General features: G+C 36.6%; 16 protein-coding genes and 1 pseudogene. 16 read left to right on the top strand and 1 reads right to left on the bottom strand.

The genetic code is table 11. The annotated features are described in order from the left end of the window. Positions 1-175 precede the first annotated feature (175 nt). Positions 176-559: pseudogene (locus BK579_RS27160) on the top strand (transposase zinc-binding domain-containing protein); the annotation flags it as partial. Between the two features lie 719 nt (positions 560-1,278). Here BK579_RS27160 and BK579_RS16200 read toward each other — a convergent pair. Continuing rightward, the gene (locus tag BK579_RS16200; RefSeq protein WP_078547240.1) at positions 1,279-2,988 is read right to left on the bottom strand and encodes an Rqc2 family fibronectin-binding protein; all 1,710 of its coding nucleotides are present in this window, start codon (positions 2,986-2,988) and stop codon (positions 1,279-1,281) included. Between the two features lie 344 nt (positions 2,989-3,332). Here BK579_RS16200 and BK579_RS16195 point away from each other — a divergent pair, with 344 nt between their 5' ends. The 15 genes from BK579_RS16195 (at position 3,333) to rpe (ending at position 20,539) form a co-directional block, all read left to right on the top strand. Then, on the top strand, positions 3,333-6,011 hold the full coding sequence (locus BK579_RS16195) for a calcium-translocating P-type ATPase, SERCA-type (RefSeq protein WP_078547238.1): 2,679 nt from the start codon (positions 3,333-3,335) through the stop codon (positions 6,009-6,011). 270 nt (positions 6,012-6,281) lie between these two features. After that, entirely contained in the window at positions 6,282-7,157 is an 876-nt protein-coding gene (locus BK579_RS16190) for a YicC/YloC family endoribonuclease (RefSeq protein WP_078547236.1), read from the top strand. A 74-nt stretch (positions 7,158-7,231) separates the two neighbouring features. Then, a complete protein-coding gene (gene remA / locus BK579_RS16185) occupies positions 7,232-7,495 on the top strand; it encodes an extracellular matrix/biofilm regulator RemA (protein WP_078547234.1) in 264 nt (87 codons plus the stop codon). 15 nt (positions 7,496-7,510) lie between these two features. Beyond that, the gene (gmk, locus tag BK579_RS16180) at positions 7,511-8,128 is read left to right on the top strand and encodes a guanylate kinase (RefSeq protein ID WP_078547232.1); all 618 of its coding nucleotides are present in this window, start codon (positions 7,511-7,513) and stop codon (positions 8,126-8,128) included. Position 8,129: 1 nt separating this feature from the next. Then, entirely contained in the window at positions 8,130-8,369 is a 240-nt protein-coding gene (gene rpoZ, locus BK579_RS16175; protein WP_078547230.1) for a DNA-directed RNA polymerase subunit omega, read from the top strand. A 344-nt stretch (positions 8,370-8,713) separates the two neighbouring features. Next, on the top strand, positions 8,714-9,922 hold the full coding sequence (gene coaBC / locus BK579_RS16170) for a bifunctional phosphopantothenoylcysteine decarboxylase/phosphopantothenate--cysteine ligase CoaBC (RefSeq protein WP_078547228.1): 1,209 nt from the start codon (positions 8,714-8,716) through the stop codon (positions 9,920-9,922). Further along, positions 9,919-12,333, top strand: a complete 2,415-nt coding sequence (gene priA / locus BK579_RS16165) for a primosomal protein N' (RefSeq protein WP_078547226.1) — start codon at positions 9,919-9,921, stop codon at positions 12,331-12,333. Before coaBC ends, priA begins: the two co-directional genes overlap by 4 nt. Before the next feature lie 80 nt (positions 12,334-12,413). Further along, positions 12,414-12,887 (top strand): peptide deformylase, encoded by a 474-nt coding sequence (gene def / locus BK579_RS16160; protein ID WP_078547224.1) that lies wholly within the window; start codon positions 12,414-12,416, stop codon positions 12,885-12,887. A 6-nt stretch (positions 12,888-12,893) separates the two neighbouring features. Further along, positions 12,894-13,829, top strand: coding sequence for a methionyl-tRNA formyltransferase (gene fmt, locus BK579_RS16155; protein WP_078547222.1), 936 nt, complete (start codon positions 12,894-12,896; stop codon positions 13,827-13,829). Between the two features lie 6 nt (positions 13,830-13,835). Continuing rightward, positions 13,836-15,179: a 16S rRNA (cytosine(967)-C(5))-methyltransferase RsmB gene (rsmB, locus tag BK579_RS16150; protein WP_078547220.1), complete on the top strand. Its 1,344-nt coding sequence runs from the start codon at positions 13,836-13,838 to the stop codon at positions 15,177-15,179. Between the two features lie 6 nt (positions 15,180-15,185). Next, the gene (gene rlmN / locus BK579_RS16145) at positions 15,186-16,277 is read left to right on the top strand and encodes a dual-specificity RNA methyltransferase RlmN (RefSeq protein WP_078547218.1); all 1,092 of its coding nucleotides are present in this window, start codon (positions 15,186-15,188) and stop codon (positions 16,275-16,277) included. 4 nt (positions 16,278-16,281) lie between these two features. Beyond that, positions 16,282-17,031, top strand: coding sequence for a Stp1/IreP family PP2C-type Ser/Thr phosphatase (locus BK579_RS16140; protein WP_078547216.1), 750 nt, complete (start codon positions 16,282-16,284; stop codon positions 17,029-17,031). Between the two features lie 5 nt (positions 17,032-17,036). Then, complete coding sequence (gene pknB / locus BK579_RS16135) at positions 17,037-18,992, top strand: Stk1 family PASTA domain-containing Ser/Thr kinase (RefSeq protein ID WP_078550636.1); 1,956 nt, start codon at positions 17,037-17,039, stop codon at positions 18,990-18,992. A 14-nt stretch (positions 18,993-19,006) separates the two neighbouring features. Beyond that, a complete protein-coding gene (rsgA, locus tag BK579_RS16130) occupies positions 19,007-19,891 on the top strand; it encodes a ribosome small subunit-dependent GTPase A (RefSeq protein ID WP_078547214.1) in 885 nt (294 codons plus the stop codon). A 3-nt stretch (positions 19,892-19,894) separates the two neighbouring features. Then, positions 19,895-20,539, top strand: a complete 645-nt coding sequence (gene rpe / locus BK579_RS16125) for a ribulose-phosphate 3-epimerase (protein ID WP_078547212.1) — start codon at positions 19,895-19,897, stop codon at positions 20,537-20,539. Positions 20,540-21,173: the final 634 nt, after the last annotated feature.

The raw sequence follows: 21,173 nt of genomic DNA, 5'->3' as shown, positions 1-21,173 counted from the left end.
TTTTATTTTGTGGTAGTTGTTTAGAGTTTTAGAGGTAAATAAATGAATCGAAACAAGTCTCTGAAGCAGTTAAGTCGGTTATGAAAAAGAAGAAAGTGAACCAAATTTCTTGAAAGATAAGAAATCATAAAATTTTGCACTGCCACAGTCGTTGATACTGTGGTATTTTTCGTGTGTGGAGGCTACTATTCTAAAACAAATATTCTTTGATAAATATCAATATTGAGAAGCATTCAAGAAAAAGTTTGGGTTCAAAGATTCGTCCTATTGTCATTAAGGAGGTTGGGAAATTTAGGGACTGTGGGATACAGAAAATGATTCAAACTCTTTTTGTCTAGAGGGTGATGTGGTTTAGAAAAATACCATATCGTTGTAAAGGTAGATATTGTACGACCTGTTCTGTTGGAGAAAGTGAAGGTGCAGTAGACTACTCACAGAAGATGTTTTCCAAGTTAATAGTAGATATGTAATTTTTTAGATTACGTGATGTCTTCTTTCAACATCGACATCTTCTAAAGAATTTATGGATGAGGCAGCACGGATCATAATGGACTTTTTTTTGCAGCTTTGTTATTCATCTTTGTTGATTTTTCGCGTAGGTATAGGAACTCATAGACGGAGAAATTCCGGTTAATGTATCTAGTAGGGCTTAAGAAGCAGATATAACCGGAGGAATTCCGGTTAACGTCTCTAATATATGACTAAATCTAAAGATTCTGGTCATATAAGCGGAAAAACTCCTGTTATTTTTAGGGAAATGTTGATATTTCCCAATTTAAGCGGAATTTTTCCGTTTAAATTCAACCACAGTGAAATCAATATGATATGACACAGCCACTTAAAACGAAAGTAAAAGTAACTCCTAGAGTAATAGCTTGTCTACACACCTTTGGTTTTTAGATCCTACCACTCCACCTATGTTTTCGTGTAAGAAGTGTGGTGGAGAATTGTACCCTTTGTATTTTAAAGGAGTAAATGGCATAGAAGTACAGATTATCGGATTCATTAAACAAAAAAGGACCGGGTTTTGTCCCAGTCTCTTTTCTTGTCTAGCTCCAGCACCTAGACCCTTGGAAGGGTCCTCCATCTCTTTTTCGGGACTGACCAAGGCGCTAGAAATTTTCTTAATAGATAAAAATATAAATAATTGAATCCTTTTTTCTCTAGCCCAGGCGCCATCGGCTCGGGGGCATAAGCCAATCACAACGGAAAGCAAAAGCACCTTCTTTCAGTACTGTCTTATGCCTGTCGCCGATAGACGGGAGCCCTACACTTTTCTTATTGCCTCAAAGCCAACACCAAATCCTCATCAGGTGTTACATAAACCGTATTTTGATTATCATAGATTACATATCCAGGCTTCGAACCGCTGGGCTTTTTAACATGTCTAATCAATGTATAATCCACTGGTACGGAAGCGGAAGTTTTTGCTTTACTAAAATAAGCAGCAAGATTAGCAGCTTCTAAAATGGTTTGTTCAGAAGGATCTTTACTTTGAATCACAACATGTGATCCTGGTATATCCTTTGTATGCAACCACATTTCATCTCGAGCAGCCACTTTATTGGTTAAATAGTCATTTTGTTTATTATTCTTTCCAACTAGTATAGTTGTCCCGTCACTAGAGGTATATTTCTCGAGAATCGGTTTTTGAGGCTTCGACTTTTTGTTACCTTTAGTTTGTCGACTCTTTAAATAACCTTCCTCAATTAGTTCCTCTCTAATTTCCTGTATATCCTTAGGAGAAGCAGATTCAATTTGCTGATAAAGAGTGTCAAAATATGTTATTTCCTCTTTTGCTTTTGTTATTTGATCTTCAACTATTGAAATTGAGTTTTTCGCTTTTTGATATTTTTGAAAGTAGGCCTGAGCATTATCAGAAGGTGATTTCATAGGATTTAAGGGAATTTTAATAACCTCTTGTTCCTCAGTATAATAATTAATTAATTCGATTTCTTTCATCCCTCTAGTAATGGTATACATATTAGCGGTTAAGAGTTCGCCAAATAATTTGTATTGATCTGCTTTTCCTGCATCCTCAAGAGTTTGAATCAGTTTATTAATTTTCTTCTTATTTTTATTTCGTTCATTTGAAATGAAGCGTTCAAGGTCATTGCCTTGTTGCTTTACTCGATCCCTCTCAGCTTTTCCGTAGTAATAACGGTCCAGCATTTCACTAATTGATTCAAATTCTTTTCTTTCTCCTTCAATATGCTCCAAATCAATCATATAAAAGTACTCTTTTTTCGGATTAATAATCAAAGTAGGAGTATATTGTTTCTTATTTACCTTTTCTATTAACCCGAGAAATGCCTTTGGTAACGTTACTCTGTTGACAAGTCCAGCAAGGTGGGTAATTTCACGGGCAAATAAGGGTGAGATCCCCGAAAATTGCTCGACGATTTGTTGGTCAATCTTTCCTGCATTAAAATTTATCTTCTTTAAAATCATGTCTTCTTCTACAAGTAATGGATTCATCTTTTGTTGAGCAGGAGGTGCAATGTATTCCTGACCCGGTAACACAATTCGGTGTCGGTTAACAGCAGGTGAGATATGTTTAATACTATCTAATATCATTTGTCTTTCCATATCTAGCAGAATAATGTTGCTATGCCGCCCCATGATCTCTACAACGAGTTGCTTATATGAAATATCTCCAATTTCATTTCGGCTTTTAATTGTAAAAATAAGCACTCGATCCATCTCAATTTGCTCAATGTTCTCGATAATACTTCCTTCTAAATGTTTTCTTAAAAGCATGCAGAACATAGGTGGTTCGCTAGGGTTTTCATAATTTTCATTGGTTAAATGAATTCTTGCGTAACTTGGATGTGCAGAGATAAATAGCTTATGGTTTTTCCCATTTGCACGTATTTGAAAGATTAATTCTTGTTTATATGGCTGGTGAATTTTTGAAATTCTTCCAGATGATAATGCTGTTTTTAATTCATCAACAACAGCGTGTGTAAAAATCCCATCAAAGGACATGAGTTTAAGCACCCTTTTCTTTTTCTATTAAGGCTATTTTTGAAAGACTTCGCCTGAAAAAATTGGTCGAAACAAACCTATTAATTAATTGAAGTGGCTGTTCTCGGAAATCCGCCCATTTACTTCGAAAAAACAGACTTCAACTCAAAAATAATTATACAAGCAACAATCTCTTTAAAAATCACCTTTAGTAATTAGGACAAGTCCTTAACAAAAAGTATAGCATTTTTTGGGACGAGGCTGAATAAGCTTTGATTGAACAATGAAATTATTTGTTTACATCGTTTTTATAAATGCGTTTGTATGTTACTAGATTTATTAGTGAGGGAGTGTGTAATAGCAGAATGAAGTGGTATCGGATGGGGAAGGAAGATGTAGAAAATACGTTAAGTACTGATTTAGAGACAGGGTTATCTGATAAGGCTGTAAAAGAAAGGCAAAAGCAATATGGATTTAATGAATTAAAGGAAGCAGATCGACCATCTGCTTTGTTAGTTTTTTTAGAACAATTTAAAGACTTTATGGTGGTAGTATTATTAGCTGCAACACTTATTTCTGGATTGCTAGGTGAATACATTGATGCGATTGCCATAATTGCGATTGTTTTAATAAATGGTTTTCTTGGATTTTTTCAAGAAAGAAAAGCTGAGAAATCTTTACATGCACTAAAGGAGCTTTCAGCACCTCAGGTAAATGTTCTAAGAAACAATGAGTGGGTGAAAATTCCTTCTAAAGAGCTGGTTGTTGGGGATGTTATTAAGTTTTCAAGTGGAGATCGAATTGGTGCCGACGTTCGGGTAACTGAAGTGAAAAGCCTTGAGATTGAGGAATCTGCTCTTACTGGTGAATCATTACCGGTCACAAAAGAAATTCAGCCTATTAATGAAGACAACACTTCTTTAGGTGATCAGACGAATATGGCTTTCATGGGAACCATGGTGACAAGAGGAAGTGGGATTGGTGTTGTTGTTGGAACAGGCATGGATACAGCAATGGGTCAGATAGCCGATCTGTTACAGTCTGCCGAAACCATGATCACACCTTTACAGAGAAAATTAGAGCAGTTAGGTAAAATACTAATTGTTGTTGCCCTATTATTAACTTTACTAGTTGTAGTGATTGGGGTCATTCAAGGTCATGATATATATAATATGTTCTTAGCGGGAGTATCACTAGCTGTAGCGGCTATTCCTGAGGGGCTTCCTGCAATCGTGACAGTTGCCCTTTCACTTGGTGTTCAACGAATGATCAGGAAGAAATCAATCGTTAGAAAGCTACCAGCTGTTGAGACGCTAGGTTGTGCATCGGTTATCTGCTCTGACAAAACTGGTACGATGACTCAAAATAAGATGACTGTGACACATTTATGGTCAGGTGGAGAAACTTGGAACGTTAGTGGAACAGGATATGAGCCACAAGGGAATTTCTATAAAAACGACGAAACTGTCGATCCTGGCAAAGTAAAATCACTTCAACAATTATTAACCTTTGGGGCGCTCTGTAATAATTCAGAACTATTTTTAAAAGATAAAGAATATACCATTAATGGTGATCCAACAGAGGGAGCAATACTTGTAGCTAGTATAAAAGCAGGTATTGGCAAGGAGCAGCTTCTGTCGCAATTCACAATTGAAAATGAGTTTCCTTTTGATTCGGCTCGTAAAATGATGAGTGTGGTTGTTCGAGATAAAGCAGGGAAACGGTATGTGATTACTAAAGGGGCACCAGATGTTTTATTAAACAACAGTGAATCAATTCTATGGCAAAATAGACAACAATACCTAAATGGTCAATATAAACAAGATGTACAGAAAGCAATTGAACAACTTGCTTCACAGGCATTAAGAACCATTGCCGTTGCTTTCAAACCGCTAGCAGAAAATCAGCCTATCTCATCAGAATTGGAAGCTGAAAGGGATCTTACTTTTATCGGATTACAAGGGATGATTGATCCTCCTCGTCCTGAAGTAAAGCAGGCTGTGAAGGAATGTAAGGATGCTGGGATAAAGACGGTCATGATTACCGGAGATCATCTTATTACAGCTAAAGCTATAGCAACTCAACTTGGTATACTTCCTCGAAGTGGAAAGGTATTAGATGGTGCCGCGTTATCAGCCATGTCGGTCGAAGAATTGGAAGATATCGTAGATGATGTTTACGTTTTTGCACGTGTTTCGCCAGAGCATAAATTAAAAATAGTCAAAGCATTTCAGAAGAAAGGTCATATTGTTGCAATGACTGGAGATGGGGTAAATGATGCACCTGCAATAAAAGCATCAGATATAGGGATTGCAATGGGTATCACAGGTACGGATGTCGCAAAAGAAGCATCTTCACTCGTATTACTAGATGACAATTTTGCAACAATTAAGTCAGCCATTAAAGAAGGTCGAAACATCTATGAAAATATCCGGAAATTTATCCGATACTTACTAGCTTCAAATGTAGGTGAAATCCTTGTTATGCTTTTTGCTATGCTACTTGGCTTACCTCTTCCGTTAGTCCCAATTCAAATCCTTTGGGTGAACCTTGTTACTGATGGATTACCTGCAATGGCATTGGGGCTAGATCAGGCAGAGGATGATGTAATGAAAAGAAAACCACGTAGTCCTAGAGAAGGAGTTTTTGCACGTGGGCTAGGCTGGAAAGTAATAAGCAGAGGCTTCTTAATTGGAATTGCAACCTTAATTGCATTTATGATTGTTTATAATAGAGATCCAAACAATCTTGGCTATGCACAGACAATTGCGTTTAGCACTCTTGTACTAGCCCAACTTATTCATGTGTTCGATTGTAGAAGTGACAAATCTGTATTCCACCGTAATCCATTTCAAAATAAATACCTTGTATGGGCTGTTATATCGTCGATTCTCTTAATGCTTGTGGTCATATATTATCAGCCGTTACAACCGATTTTCCATACACAAGCAATTGCTCTTAGAGATTGGTTATTAATTATTGGATTATCAGCACTACCAACTTTTTTACTAGCAGGATCATTATTGTCAAGAAAAGAAAAATAAAATATGATATAATGCAAAAGGTAATGAGCATTGCTCATTGCCTTTTTTACAATATATGAAAGTATAAATTTCGCACCGAGTCTCGGCGTCTAGCTTAAGGTACCATCCAGTCGATTCGGAAGGTTATAAACGCCCCCTTTATTAGTGCCTATCTTATCATTGTCACCCATAGGCTGAGCAGTGCTTTATTTATAGAAGTATTAAAGACGTGCGTAATTCTATTTAAACATGGTAAAATATAATTTTGAGTACATATTGGATGTGATAAGAATGATGATCAGTATGACTGGATATGGTCGTGCTAAGAAAGAAGTTGGTCATTTACGTGTAATTGCTGAAGTGAAGTCAGTAAACCACCGATTTTGTGAGATACATGTAAGAATCCCTAGACAACTTACAGTCATTGAAGATAAAATTAAAAAAGCAATAAATAAATATGTTCAACGTGGAAGAATTGAATTATTTTTAACAGTTGAGGGAGAAGGAATTGTTAAACGAAATGTGGAAGTTGACTGGTCTTTGATGGACCACTATTTTCAGTTACTTCAACAAACAAAAGAAAGATATGCTCTTACCGATGAAATCACTCTAGACCATTTATTTAATTTAGAAGGTGTTTCATCAGTGGTTGAAGAAGAAGCTAACACTTCTGAACTAGAGGTTCTAGTCATTGACACTGTTCATTTAGCAATGAAGCAGTTTCGAGCTATGAGGGAAACTGAGGGTGAACAACTATCTAAAGAAATTCAAGAACAAACATTACATATTGTTAATTTAGTATCAAAAATTAAAGAGTTAGCTCCTAGTGTAGTCGATAAATATCATGAACGCATTTCTAGCAAAGTAAATGAATACTTGTCAGGCGCTGTTGATGAAAATAAAATTATGACTGAAGTGGCAATTTTCGCGGATAAAGCAGATATAAGTGAAGAGTTAATTAGATTAAGAAGTCACGCTACACAGCTTCTAGAAACATTGAATCAACAAAACCCAGTTGGACGAAAGTTGGATTTTATTGTCCAAGAAATGAACCGAGAGACAAATACAATCGGTGCTAAGGCCAATGATTACACAATTGCAAGCTATGTGGTTGAAATGAAGAGCTACTTGGAACGAATCAAGGAGCAAGTTCAGAATATTGAATAGAAAATACCGTAAATTTGATTATCAAAGACTTATAACGGTAAAAATAGATTTGTGTATGTTTAGGGGGAGCAAGAATGAATATTAAATTGATTAATATTGGTTTTGGTAACATTGTTTCTGCAAATCGAATTATTTCGATAGTTAGTCCTGAATCTGCTCCTATAAAAAGGACGATCCAAGAGGCCCGTGATCGGGGCATGTTAATCGATGCAACGTACGGTAGAAGGACTCGGGCTGTAATGATTATGGACAGTGATCATGTCATTCTATCAGCTGTGCAGCCTGAAACTGTTGCACAACGATTAACAAATAAAGATGATTTAAATGATGAAGGGTAGGTATCAGCATATATTATGATAGAAAGAGGATTATTAATTGTTCTTTCTGGACCGTCCGGTGTTGGGAAAGGGACTGTGCGAAAAGAACTATTTTCAAGACCTGATACAAAGCTGCAATATTCTATTTCAATGACAACAAGAAAGCCTCGTGAAGGAGAAGTAGACGGTGTTGACTATTTCTTTAAATCTAGAGAGGAATTTGAGAACTTAATGGAAGCAGGAAAGCTGCTAGAATGGGCAGAGTATGTTGGGAATTATTATGGTACTCCTGTTGATTATGTAGAAGAAACGCTTCAAAAAGGTAGAGATGTATTTCTTGAGATTGAAGTGCAAGGCGCTCTTCAGGTACGTAAGGCATTTCCTGAAGGATTATTTATTTTCTTAATGCCACCTAGTTTAAGTGAATTAAAAAATAGGATTGTAACTAGAGGTACTGAATCTGAAGATTTAATAAATAACAGAATGAAAGTGGCTAGAGAAGAAATAGAAATGATGGATGCATATGATTATGTAGTTGAAAATGATCAAGTGGAACTTGCTTGTGAACGTGTCATGTCTATTGTTACAGCTGAGCATTGCAAACGTGAAAGAGTTGCACGACGATATAAAAGAATAATGGAGGCGGAGTTATAATATGTTATACCCATCAATTGATGTACTAATGAATAAGTTAGATTCTAAATATACACTGGTTACAGTTGCGGCAAAGCGCGCACGTTTAATGCAACAAAATAAGGATCAAAGAATGGTGAAACCTCGCTCACACAAATTTGTTGGAAAAGCCTTAGAGGAAATAAATGCGGGTGTATTAACCTACACTACAGATAAAAAAGAGAATGTTGACACATCACCTACTACTACGAATGCAGAATAGCTCCAAAGAGGTCGTCCCGAGTAAAGTGTAAATTGGGACACCTCTTTTTTTAAGAGTTTTATTCTTTGGATATTTCATAATTACATAATGGCTCTTTTCTTAAAGGTTGTTGCTAATTGACTTTGTTTAAAGTTAATACAGTGTTTTTTTAGGATGCTGTTTTTAATTTGGCAGAAAAGATGCCACTCTACTTAGTTATTATGAATTTAATAGACTTTTCAAAAGCAACAATGTTTATGAAAATAGCTTACATAGAAATTTTTTCTTTTTGGCCATGAGGGTTTTAATAAAACAAAGTCCCTAAAAATGCATCTATTATACAAGTCGGAAGCGGGGGAAAGGTTATGCTAAATAATAAAAAAATACTACTTTGTGTTAGTGGTGGAATCGCAGTTTATAAAGCTGCTGCATTAACAAGCAAATTAACTCAAGCAGGGGCAATTGTTAAGGTGATTATGAGTGAATCTGCCAAGCAGTTTGTGAACCCTCTGACATTTCAAGCATTATCACGCAATGACGTTTTTGATGATACATTTAATGAAAAAAATCCAGAGGTAATCGCTCACATAGATTTAGCTGATTGGGCCGACATAGTGATTATTGCTCCCGCTACAGCAAATGTAATTGCAAAACTAGCTCACGGAATCGCAGATAACATGCTAACTACTACACTTCTTGCAACTACGGCTCCAGTTTGGATAGCGCCCGCAATGAATGTACATATGTATAACCATCCAGCGGTAATCAAAAATATAGCGACACTTTCAAGCTTCGGATATCGTTTTATCGAACCATCTGAAGGGCATTTAGCATGTGGTTATGTAGGTAAAGGGAGACTAGAGGAACCGGAACGAATTGTTGAGGTGCTAGAAAGTTTTTTTGCTAAAAATAGTAAGGTACTGCATAAGAAGAAATTTCTGATTACTGCCGGACCTACAAGAGAAGCAATTGACCCTGTTCGATTTTTATCTAATCTATCTAGTGGAAAGATGGGATATGCACTCGCAGAACAAGCCTCTAATTATGGTGCAGAGGTTATTTTAATCTCAGGCCCAACGACGCTTGAATGTCCAGATCATGTGAATCTTATTAAAGTAGAAACAGCGCAGGAAATGTACGAGAAGGTAATGGAGCATTATGAACATGCTGATGTTGTAATAAAGTCGGCTGCTGTTGCAGATTATCGTCCTAAATTAGTACATGAAAATAAGGTGAAAAAGCAGTCAGGGAACATCACCATTGAATTGGAAAGAACGATTGATATCTTAAAAACTCTCGGTGAAAATAAAAACCACCAATTATTAATAGGATTCGCAGCGGAAACAGATCATGTAGAGGAATACGCGAATAAGAAGCTAGCCACTAAGAACTTAGACATGATTGTGGCGAATAATATTAAAGAAGAAGGCGCAGGTTTTGGAACTGAGACAAATAAAGTGACATTATATAAAAAAGACGGGACATATAGTGATTTACCGTTGATGTCAAAAAGCGATGTAGCCAAACGAATCATTGAGGAAGTATCTAGGTTACTAGAGAAAGATAAACAATGAAAGTAGCTAGTGTTGTAGTTGATGTTCCAGCAATGCAAACAGATCGGCTTTTTGATTATCTTATTCCAACTGAATGGATTGATTTTATTCAACCAGGAATGCGCGTTATTGTTCCCTTTGGCCCAAGAAAAGTGCAAGGTTTTGTGATGGAAATCAGGGATACGACTGAAGTGGAAAAGTTGAAAAAAATCCACACCGTATTAGATTTAGTTCCAGTTCTAAATAAGGAGCTTCTGCAGGTTGGTGAATGGTTAACTGACAAGACATTATGCTTTATGATTTCTGCGCTACAGGTGATGTTACCAGCAGCTATGAGGGCGAAATATGAAAAGGAAATTAAATTAATCTCAAAAGAGGCTTTTGAAGTATTAGATCCTAGTATCAAACTATTATTTGGATCAAGCGACCGCTTGGGGTGGGAAGAAATTGAAAACAAGAATCTCTTTAAATCTATACAAAAAGAGCTTCAAGCTGGTCTACTTGAGGTTGTCTATAAAGTAAAGGATCGTGCAAACAAAAAGACGGTAAGACATATACAGCCAATACTTTCAGCCAATGATTTAGATGACTTAAGTAAGGGATTACCTCCACAAGCAATAAAACAAAAGGAGATTCTTTCGTATTTTTTAGAGCATCCAAAATCGGTTGAAATAAAGGAACTTATAACTAACTTAAATTGTACTGAAGCATCAATCAAAACACTAATAAAAAAAGGTGTACTAAAGCAAATCAATGTTGAAGCTTATCGAGATCCTTTTGAACACCATCACTTTGAGAAAACCACTGCCTTACCATTGACCGAGGAACAATCAAAAGTAATTAGCCCGATCTTAGATTCAATTGAAGATGTCCTTCATAAGGTATTCCTTCTTTACGGTGTAACGGGTAGCGGGAAAACAGAAGTTTACCTTCAATCAATTGACGCTGTCTTAAATCAAGGTAAAGAAGCAATTGTATTAGTTCCCGAGATTTCATTAACACCACAGATGGTTAAACGATTTAAGGGGAGATTTGGTTCAAAAGTAGCTGTCCTTCATAGTGGGTTAGGCACAGGTGAAAAATATGATGAATGGCGAAGAATTCACCGTAAAGAAGTTAAATTAGTGGTTGGGGCCAGATCAGCTGTTTTTGCTCCTTTTGAAAATTTAGGGATTATTATCATTGATGAAGAACATGAAACCAGTTATAAACAGGAGGAAAACCCTCGTTATCATGCGAAAGATGTTGCTATCTTTAGGGGGCAGTATCACAATTGTCCTGTGGTTTTAGGTAGTGCAACACCTACTTTAGAGTCATTTGCAAGGGCTAGCAAAGAAGTCTACTCTCTTCTAACACTTAAGGAAAGAGTAAAGAAGCAGAGCATGCCGGCTGTGGAAATTGTCGATATGAGAGAAGAACTAAGGAACGGTAACCGCTCGATGTTTTCTACCTCTTTATTTGAGAAATTAACGAATCGGCTAGAGAGAAAAGAGCAATCAGTACTTTTGCTTAACCGACGTGGTTATTCGTCGTTTGTTATGTGTAGGGATTGTGGTTTTGTTATGAATTGTCCACACTGTGACATTTCTCTAACATACCACAGGACAAATCACTCCCTGAAGTGTCATTATTGTGCATATGAATTAGCTATGCCAAGTAAGTGTCCTGAATGTGATAGTCAACATATTCGTTTTTTTGGAACTGGTACACAAAAAGTAGAAGAAGAATTAACAAAAATTTTACCTGAAGCCAGAGTAATCCGAATGGATGTGGATACCACAAGTAGAAAAGGTGCACATGAACGACTATTAAATGATTTTGGAGATGGAAGAGCTGATATATTACTAGGTACACAAATGATTGCAAAAGGTCTAGACTTCCCTAGAGTGACCCTAGTGGGTGTCTTAACAGCTGATACAATGCTGCATCTTCCTGATTTTAGAGCTTCTGAAAAGACGTTTCAGTTATTAACACAGGTGAGTGGGAGAGCGGGTAGGCATGAATTGCCTGGTGAAGTAGTTGTCCAAACCTATACCCCTGAACATTATAGTGTTCAGCTAGCCAGCAAACATGATTATGATACGTTTTATCAAAATGAAATGATGATTCGAAAGCTTCATTCGTACCCTCCATTTTATTTTATGGCACTATTAACGATATCTCATCCGGAAATTACAAAAGTTGTTGATGTTGCAGAAAAAATCACAGCTTTCTTACGGAATTCTCTTTCAGATCAAACCATTATCCTTGGACCCGTTGCATCTCCTATTCCAAGGATCAATAATAGATATAGATATCAATGCATGATAAAATACAAGCAGGAACCGGATTTAACGAGTATATTAAAACAAATTTTAACTCGATATCAACGAGAAATCTCTCAGCAGTCTCTAAATCTGTCATTTGACTTAAATCCATATATTTTAATGTAAAATTATTAATTATTTAACTCTATGGTAATAATGAAAATTAATTACCATATGAGAATACATATGCAGTTGGGGGAAAAGAATTGGCAATCTTACCTATCGTAGAGTATCCAGCAGAAGTTTTAGAAAAACCGTGTGAAAGAGTTACCCAATTTGACTCAAGCTTAAATAAGTTACTAAATAGTATGTATGATACAATGCTTGAAGCAGACGGAGTTGGCTTAGCAGCCCCTCAAATTGGAATCTCTAAAAGAATTGCTATCGTTGATATTGGCGATAAAAACGGTCGCATTGACTTCATCAACCCAACGATTATTGAATCTAACGGGGAACAAACTGGACCTGAAGGATGTTTGAGTTTTCCGGATCTTTTTGGTGAGGTTAAACGCTCAGATTCAATTAAAGTGCGAGCTCAAAATCGTCGTGGAAAAACATTTGTTTTGGAGGCAGAAGGTTTTCTGGCTAGAGCTATTCAGCATGAAATTGACCATCTAGATGGGATTTTGTTCACAACAAAGGTCATTAGGTATTATGAAGAAGGCGAATTAGAAGGGTAGGGTAATATGGAAAGAATCGTATTTATGGGAACACCTGATTTCTCAGTTCCTGTTTTAAGACAATTAATTGAGGATGGCTATAATGTAGTTGGGGTTGTTACGCAACCTGACAGACCGGTTGGAAGAAAAAGAGTATTAACACCGCCTCCTGTAAAGGTAGAAGCCGAAAAGCATGGCATTTCCGTATTGCAGCCAGAAAAGATTAAGGATCCAAATGAATCAGAAAAAGTATTAGCTCTTAAGCCTGATTTAATTGTTACCGCGGCTTTCGGACAAATTTTACCAGTTGAAGTATTGGAAGCTCCAAAATATGGTTGTATTAATGTCCATGCATCCCTATTACCTGAGCTTAGGGGAGGCGCTCCAATCCATTATGCTATACTTCAGGGGAAAAAGAAGACTGGCGTGACAATTATGTATATGGTAAAGAAATTAGATGCAGGTGACATTTTAACTCAGGTGGAAATCCCTATTTTAGAGGACGATCATGTAGGTTCTTTACATGACAAGTTAAGTGTTGCGGGTTCTAAGCTTTTATCAGAAACAATTCCTATGCTCCTTGCAGGGAAATTAACTCCAATAAAACAAGATGACACACAAGCAACCTTTGCTTATAACATTAAACGGGAACAAGAAAAAATAGATTGGTCTCAATCAGGTAAAGATATATATAATCACATTCGTGGATTACATCCATGGCCAGTTGCCTATACCAAATTAAATGGTGAGGTTATAAAAGTTTGGTGGGCAGAGAAAATTGAGATGAATGAATCAAATGAATGTGGTGTTATAGCTGAAGTGGGAAGTGATACAATTATTGTCTCGACTGGTGATCAAACGTATATAAAAATTATAGAGCTGCAACCAGCAGGGAAAAAAAGAATGACAGCTGAACAGTTTCTAAGAGGGACCAAACTACAAATTGGTGAAAAGTTAGGATAATTGCAAATGACAAATAAAAATGTAAGAGAAGTTGTAATCGATATTCTTGTATCTATTGAAAAAAATCAGGCCTATAGCAATTTGCTCTTAAATAAAATGATTCAGAAGTATAACCTTTCAAGTAAAGACACTGGTTTACTAACGGAAATTGTCTATGGGACCATTCAAAGAAAAGAAGCACTAGATTTTATCCTTTCTAGCTTTATTAACAATAAAAAGAAGGTCGAACAATGGGTTGTCGTTTTATTAAGAATGTCAATATATCAAATGGTTTATCTAGATCGTATTCCAGAAAGAGCAGTCATCTTTGAAGCAGTTGAAATAGCTAAGAAACGAGGGCACAAAGGGATTGCTTCTATGGTTAATGGTGTGTTAAGAAATATTCAAAGAAATGGAATACCTAGCTTCGAGGAAATTAGTGATCCTATTGAAAGGTTAGCCGTTGAAACGAGTCATCCTAATTGGCTAGTAAAGAGATGGATTGAGCATTTTGGATACGAAGAAGCAAAGAAAATTTGTGAAATAAACCTTATTCCACCAGAACAAACGGCACGAGTAAATCTGACGAAAACAACATTAGACGAAGTGTTAGCTCAATTAAAGGATAAGGGTATTGAAGCTACAGCTGGGGAACTAGCTCCTGACAGTATCAAAATAGGTAAGGGCAATATTGCTTCATCTTCATTATTTAAGGACGGCCTTGTAACCATTCAAGATGAAAGTTCTATGTTGGTGGGACATGCACTTGGAGTAACTAAAGATGAATCCATATTGGATAGCTGTGCAGCACCAGGGGGAAAGACAACTCATATTGCTGAGTTATTGAATAATACTGGTTCTGTAACCTCCCTTGACCTGCATGAACATAAGGTTAAATTAATAGCTGAACAAGTAAGTCGCCTAGGACTAACCAATGTAACACCACAAGTCTTAGATAGCCGGACTGCTTCAGATCAGTTTGAAAATGAATCGTTTGATAAGATTTTAGTTGATGCCCCTTGCTCAGGGTTTGGTGTAATACGCAGAAAGCCAGATATTAAGTATTCAAAAAACGAGAATGATATCTATCAACTAAAGAACATTCAACTATCGATTCTGAATGCTGTTGCTCCGTTATTGAAAAAAGGTGGCATATTGGTTTATAGTACTTGTACAGTTGATAAAGAGGAAAATGAAGAGGTAGTAGCGGAATTTCTTAATCAACACCACAATTATAAACTGGATGATGAACTATCAAACCGTTTACCGTGCAAAGTTCAACCATACATAAAAGGTGGGACTGTTCAAATATTACCACATTACTTTGGAAGTGATGGATTTTTTATTGCGAGTATTAGAAAGCAGGTGTAATGTTAAATGGAAGAAGTTAAGACAACAGGAAATACAGAGGATGTAACTGAAAAGAAACCATCTATATATACGCTAGAGTTAGATGACCTTAAAACATGGCTTAAGGATAATGGAGAAAAACCTTTCCGTGCGACACAAATTTTTGAATGGTTATATTCAAAGAGGGTCACTTCATTTGCTGACATGAGCAATCTCTCTAAATCATTAAGAGAAAAACTAGAGAATCACTTTAAGTTTACGACGTTAAAAACAATCATTCAGCAAACATCTAAAGATGGGACAATGAAATTCTTATTTGAGCTTCAAGATGGTTATTCGATAGAAACAGTCTTAATGAGACATAATTATGGGAATTCAGTATGTGTTACAACCCAAGTAGGATGTAGAATAGGCTGTACATTCTGTGCATCCACATTAGGTGGATTAAAACGTAATCTTGAAGCTGGAGAAATCGTGGCTCAGGTGGTAAAAGTTCAACAAGCACTGGATGAACTTGGTGAACGTGTAAGTCATGTTGTTATCATGGGAATAGGAGAACCTTTTGATAACTATGATGAAATGTTGGCCTTTCTGAAAATTATTAATCATGATCAAGGGCTAAATATCGGGGCAAGACATATTACAGTTTCAACGAGTGGAATTATTCCGAAAATTTATCAATTTGCTGATGAAAATTTACAAATCAACTTTGCGTTATCATTACACGCTCCGAATAACGAGATTAGAGGGAAGCTTATGCCGATCAATCGAGCATACAAGCTACCGGATCTGATGGAAGCCATTCGTTATTACGTGGATAAAACAGGGAGAAGAGTGAGTTTTGAGTATGGTTTATTTGGAGGAGTAAATGATCAAGTAGAACATGCTGAAGAATTAGCCAACTTGATAAAGGGAATTAATTGTCATATCAATTTAATCCCGGTAAATTATGTTCCTGAGAGAGACTATGTAAGAACACCTAGAGATCAAATCTTTGAATTTGAGAAAACATTAAAGAAACATAAGATAAATGTTACCATTCGTAGAGAGCACGGTCATGATATTGATGCAGCTTGCGGTCAATTACGTGCAAAGGAGCGAAAAGAGGAGACGAGGTGAAGTTATGAAGGCAGTTAGTTTATCTGACCGGGGGAAAGTTAGACATCATAACGAGGATAGCTGTGGAGTGTTCATAAATAAAGATGGCATCACACTTGCAGTTGTAGCTGATGGAATGGGTGGACACCGTGCCGGTGATGTAGCAAGTTCAATGGCAACCTCTCTTTTAAAAGAGTATTGGGAACCAACAAGTCATATAAATGGTCCTGATGTTGCGGAAAAATGGTTAAGAGAACATATAAACCTTCTAAATGAAAGATTGTACAAGCATTCACAAGATAATACTGAATGTTTGGGTATGGGGACAACAATCGACGCAGCGATATGCACACCTACATTCGCGTCGATTGCCCATATTGGGGACAGTCGCTGTTATGTATTAAATGGGAGTGGTTTTAACCAAGTAACTAGTGATCATACTTTAGTAAACGAGTTAGTTAGGTCTGGCCAAATTTCAAAAGAAGATGCTGAGCACCATCCCAGGAAAAATGTTATTTTACGTGCTTTAGGGACAGAGAAACAAGTCGAAATGGATATGAAAACAATGATTCTTGAAGAGGAAGATTTCCTTATACTTTGTTCGGATGGCTTAACGAATAAAGTTCAGGATTCAGAAATAAAAAATGTATTATCTTCATCGAAAGAATTAGACAAGAAGGCTGAATATCTAATCCAATTGGCAAATGATAACGGTGGGGAAGATAATATAACCGTTGTTATTGTTCAGTATCTGTCTATGAGTGAAAGTGGGTGATGGGAATGCTCATTGGAAGACGACTTAGTGGCCGCTATAAGATTTTAGAGGTCATTGGGGGCGGGGGCATGGCGAACGTGTATTTAGCACGTGACATGATTCTTGAACGGGATGTAGCGATTAAAGTTCTTCGATTAGATTTTTCAAACGATGAGGAATTAATTAAACGTTTCAGACGAGAAGCCCATTCGGCAACCAGTTTAGCTCATCCAAATATTGTTAGCATTTATGATGTTGGTGAAGAGGACGATATTTATTATATTGTGATGGAGTATGTCCCGGGCAAGACACTAAAACAGTACATACAAAAAAATGCACCACTTGATTCAAAAGAAGCCCTAGACATCATTGAACAATTAACATCAGCTATTTCACATGCCCATCATAATCATATCGTTCATAGAGATATAAAGCCGCAAAATATATTAGTTGACAGTGATGGAACAGTCAAGGTGACTGACTTTGGTATTGCAGTTGTTCTTAGTTCAACAACGATTACACAAACAAACTCAGTTCTAGGTTCTGTTCACTACCTTTCTCCTGAGCAAGCTCGAGGAGGAATGGCTACAAATAAATCTGATATATATTCGTTAGGTATCGTTTTATTTGAGTTATTAACGGGCCGTGTACCGTTTGAGGGGGAATCTGCCGTTTCAATTGCTTTAAAGCATTTGCAAACAGAAACTCCATCGCCTAAGAGGTGGAATCCAGCGATACCACAGAGTGTTGAAAATATTATTCTTAAGTCCACAGCGAAAGACCCTTTTCATCGATATGAGACTGTTGAAGAAATGGAAGAGGATATAAAATCAGCTTTGAACCCTACTAGAATTAACGAGGCTAGATTTGAGACTCCTATAGATAACGAGATTACTAAGGCTATACCCGTAATTAAGGATAATTATTCTACTAATCAAGAAACGTTAGTTCGGTCGGAAGCAAAGACAAATGAAGATACAAAACCACCAGAGAAATCTGTAAAACCAGGGAAAAAGAAAAATAAAATATTAGTTATTCTCCTAACCATTTTTCTGATAATGGGTGCTGCAGGAATTGCAGCAGTCACCGTGATACCGTCCTTATTATTACCAAAGGAAGTAACTATTCCTGATTTATCAAATGTCAAATATGATGATGCTTTAAAAGAATTGGTCAAACTGGGCTTAAATGTTGAGGACCCAATTAACCAGGCTCATGAAGAGATTGCAGAAGGCCATGTAATAAGGACCGAGCCTAAAGCGAATACGATTGTACGGGAAGGTTCTAGTGTTACCATTTATGAAAGTACAGGAAAGCAAAAGAGTGCATTTCGTAACTACGTAGACAGTAATATTGAAGATGCAGAAGAACAGTTATATCGAGAGGGTTATCTAAATATACACACTGAACTAATCAATGATGAGAAAGACCCAGGTACGATTATCTCGCAATCAATCAATGAAGGTGAAGAGGTTATTCCCGGAGAGACTGAAGTAACGTTTGTAGTCAGTCAAGGTCCTCCAAAAATCAAACTAAAAAACCTTGTAGGTTGGACTGAAGCTGCGGTGGATGAGTATACTGTTGATAATGAACTGAACATTAACCGTGATGAAGAATATAGCGAGGATATCCCAAAAGGGTATGTGATTTCACAGTCTCCTGAACCAGGTACTGAGCTAGAAAAAAAAGATACAATTAATCTTGTGTTCTCGTTAGGACCAGAAGAAAAGGAACCGAAGGAAAAAACGGTTACCATATCTATACCATATGAACCAACTGAAGAGGGTGCACCACAGCAAGTGGTATTGTATATCCAAGATAACAATCATAAAAGTACCGATATTTATGATTCGTTTGAAACTACGAAACCAGAAACCATAACAGTTACTTTCCAAATCTCGTTTGGAGAGAACGGCATGTATTGGTTATTAGTTGATGGGAAATTAATAGAAAATAAAGAAATTCCATATGAAGATGAGTAGCAAGGAGTGGAAATATGCCTGATGGCAAAATCATTAAAGCTTTAAGTGGCTTTTACTATGTATTAAATCATGACAATGAGATAATACAATGCCGTGGACGAGGTGTTTTTCGTAAAAATAAAGTTACACCGTTGGTTGGTGATCAGGTAGTCTATCAAGCAGATAATGACCAAGAAGGTTATATTTTAGAGGTTAAGAGTCGAAAAAATGAACTTATCAGACCTCCAATTGTTAATGTGGATCAAGCCATTCTTGTGTTTTCAGCAGTAGAACCTGATTTTAGTTCACTGCTGCTTGATCGTTTCCTTGTATTAATCGAAGCAAATTACATTGAGCCTATCATTTGTATAAGTAAGACAGATTTAATCCCAATAGAAGCTAAGAAACAAATTGACGCACATGCGGAACATTATCAAAAAATAGGTTATAAGGTAATTTTAACTTCTACGATTGATTTAGAAGGTATTCAAGTATTGATGCCATTACTTGAAGATAGAATTTCCGTGTTCGCAGGACAATCAGGAGTAGGGAAATCTTCTCTTCTAAACGTGCTACGTCCTGAGCTAGGTCTTAAAACGGATAATATTTCAACACATCTAGGAAGGGGTAAACATACAACTAGACATGTTGAATTGATAAAAGTCGGAACAGGCTTTGTTGCTGATACACCCGGATTTAGCTCATTGGAATTTACAGGTATTGAAGTAGAAGATTTAAATGATTGTTTTCCAGAAATTCAAGATTACAGTAAAGGCTGTAAATTCCGTGGTTGTACACATACTTCTGAGCCAAAATGCTCAGTAAAGGAAGCCGTTGATGCAGGGAATATTCAAGACTATAGATATGAGCACTATGTCCAATTTCTGGACGAAATAAAAGATAGAAAGCCGAGGTATTAAGATATGGTGAAGATTGCACCATCAATACTATCCGCAGATTTTGCTAAATTAGGTGAGGAAATCTTAGATGTTGAGAAGGGTGGAGCAGATTTAATACATGTGGATGTAATGGACGGGCATTTTGTACCAAACATTACTATAGGTCCCTTAGTAGTTAATGCAATTCGTCCAATAACAACGTTACCCTTAGATGTCCATTTAATGATTGAAAATCCAGATCAATATATCCCTGAGTTTGCTAAAGCGGGGGCTGATTATATAACTGTTCATGTTGAGGCATGTAGACATTTACATCGAACAATTAGTTTAATTAAATCGTTTGGAATCAAAGCGGGGGTGGTTCTAAATCCAGCCACCCCAGTAGCCACTATTCAGCATATCATTGAGGATATTGACATGATTTTGTTTATGACTGTTAATCCCGGTTTTGGAGGACAGTCATTTATTGAATCAGTGTTACCAAAGATTAGAGAAGCCTCTGCCTTGATAAAAGAAAAAGGTTTAAACATCGATATCGAAGTAGATGGTGGGGTTAACGAGAAAACCGCAAAGCTTTGTGTCGATGCAGGTGCCACCATTTTAGTAGCAGGTTCTGCGATTTATAACAATGAAGATCGTGGACTAGCTATATCGAAGCTTAAACAATAACAGTTTAAGTTCAGTAATAAGACGAAAAGATGGACAACACTAACGGTTAAGAAGTTCAGTTTAGGAGTACAAAACAAGAAAAAACAATACTTTTTGCATATGAATTCGCAACATATTTCGTATGCTATTTTTTTGATATAATATGATTCATTTTTAAATGGTGTTTTCCAAGCCAAGAGGCGCACACCTATTCAAAACATTGAAATTAATATTGTGGTCTTGTGATTTATGTAGCGAATTCACTTGCAGAAGGCAGTAAAAAACCATAACGGATTTTATCCATTATGGTTTTTTTCATTCTCTTATAGGAATTAAAATCCATAGCAAGTTCACTGTTTGAAAAGTGACTCTTTCTTCAACAAAGCACCCGTTAAATAAGCAATTCCTTATTTATAGCCCGAAATAGAAGCGGAGGCATGAGGGAATCGGCATAACGGCCTGAAAAATAAGAGGAAAAATTACCCTTATTTAGATAATCCTATTGAAATTAACTAAAATAGGCGGAAAATTCACCGCAATTTACTTGGAAAACATGAAAAGAGGGTGATTGAGCTTAGCTTAACGGGATATCTCCGCTTATTTACCTTAACCAAGCTGTATTCTGCAATATAAAGGCAAAATCTCCCCTTATTTT

It is taken from the genome of Litchfieldia alkalitelluris (assembly GCF_002019645.1).
Classification (GTDB): domain Bacteria; phylum Bacillota; class Bacilli; order Bacillales; family Bacillaceae_L; genus Litchfieldia; species Litchfieldia alkalitelluris.
This window is presented reverse-complemented; position numbering and strand designations above follow the sequence as displayed.

Excerpts from the sequence above, each read along its gene's own strand:
- BK579_RS16200 (WP_078547240.1), bottom strand. The coding sequence starts at position 2,988 with ATGTCCTTTGATGGGATTTTTACACACGCTGTTGTTGATGAATTAAAA.
- BK579_RS16195 (WP_078547238.1), top strand. The coding sequence starts at position 3,333 with ATGAAGTGGTATCGGATGGGGAAGGAAGATGTAGAAAATACGTTAAGT.
- BK579_RS16190 (WP_078547236.1), top strand. The coding sequence starts at position 6,282 with ATGATGATCAGTATGACTGGATATGGTCGTGCTAAGAAAGAAGTTGGT.
- remA (WP_078547234.1), top strand. The coding sequence starts at position 7,232 with ATGAATATTAAATTGATTAATATTGGTTTTGGTAACATTGTTTCTGCA.
- gmk (WP_078547232.1), top strand. The coding sequence starts at position 7,511 with ATGATAGAAAGAGGATTATTAATTGTTCTTTCTGGACCGTCCGGTGTT.
- rpoZ (WP_078547230.1), top strand. The coding sequence starts at position 8,130 with ATGTTATACCCATCAATTGATGTACTAATGAATAAGTTAGATTCTAAA.
- coaBC (WP_078547228.1), top strand. The coding sequence starts at position 8,714 with ATGCTAAATAATAAAAAAATACTACTTTGTGTTAGTGGTGGAATCGCA.
- priA (WP_078547226.1), top strand. The coding sequence starts at position 9,919 with ATGAAAGTAGCTAGTGTTGTAGTTGATGTTCCAGCAATGCAAACAGAT.
- fmt (WP_078547222.1), top strand. The coding sequence starts at position 12,894 with ATGGAAAGAATCGTATTTATGGGAACACCTGATTTCTCAGTTCCTGTT.
- rsmB (WP_078547220.1), top strand. The coding sequence starts at position 13,836 with ATGACAAATAAAAATGTAAGAGAAGTTGTAATCGATATTCTTGTATCT.
- rlmN (WP_078547218.1), top strand. The coding sequence starts at position 15,186 with ATGGAAGAAGTTAAGACAACAGGAAATACAGAGGATGTAACTGAAAAG.
- BK579_RS16140 (WP_078547216.1), top strand. The coding sequence starts at position 16,282 with ATGAAGGCAGTTAGTTTATCTGACCGGGGGAAAGTTAGACATCATAAC.
- pknB (WP_078550636.1), top strand. The coding sequence starts at position 17,037 with ATGCTCATTGGAAGACGACTTAGTGGCCGCTATAAGATTTTAGAGGTC.
- rsgA (WP_078547214.1), top strand. The coding sequence starts at position 19,007 with ATGCCTGATGGCAAAATCATTAAAGCTTTAAGTGGCTTTTACTATGTA.
- rpe (WP_078547212.1), top strand. The coding sequence starts at position 19,895 with ATGGTGAAGATTGCACCATCAATACTATCCGCAGATTTTGCTAAATTA.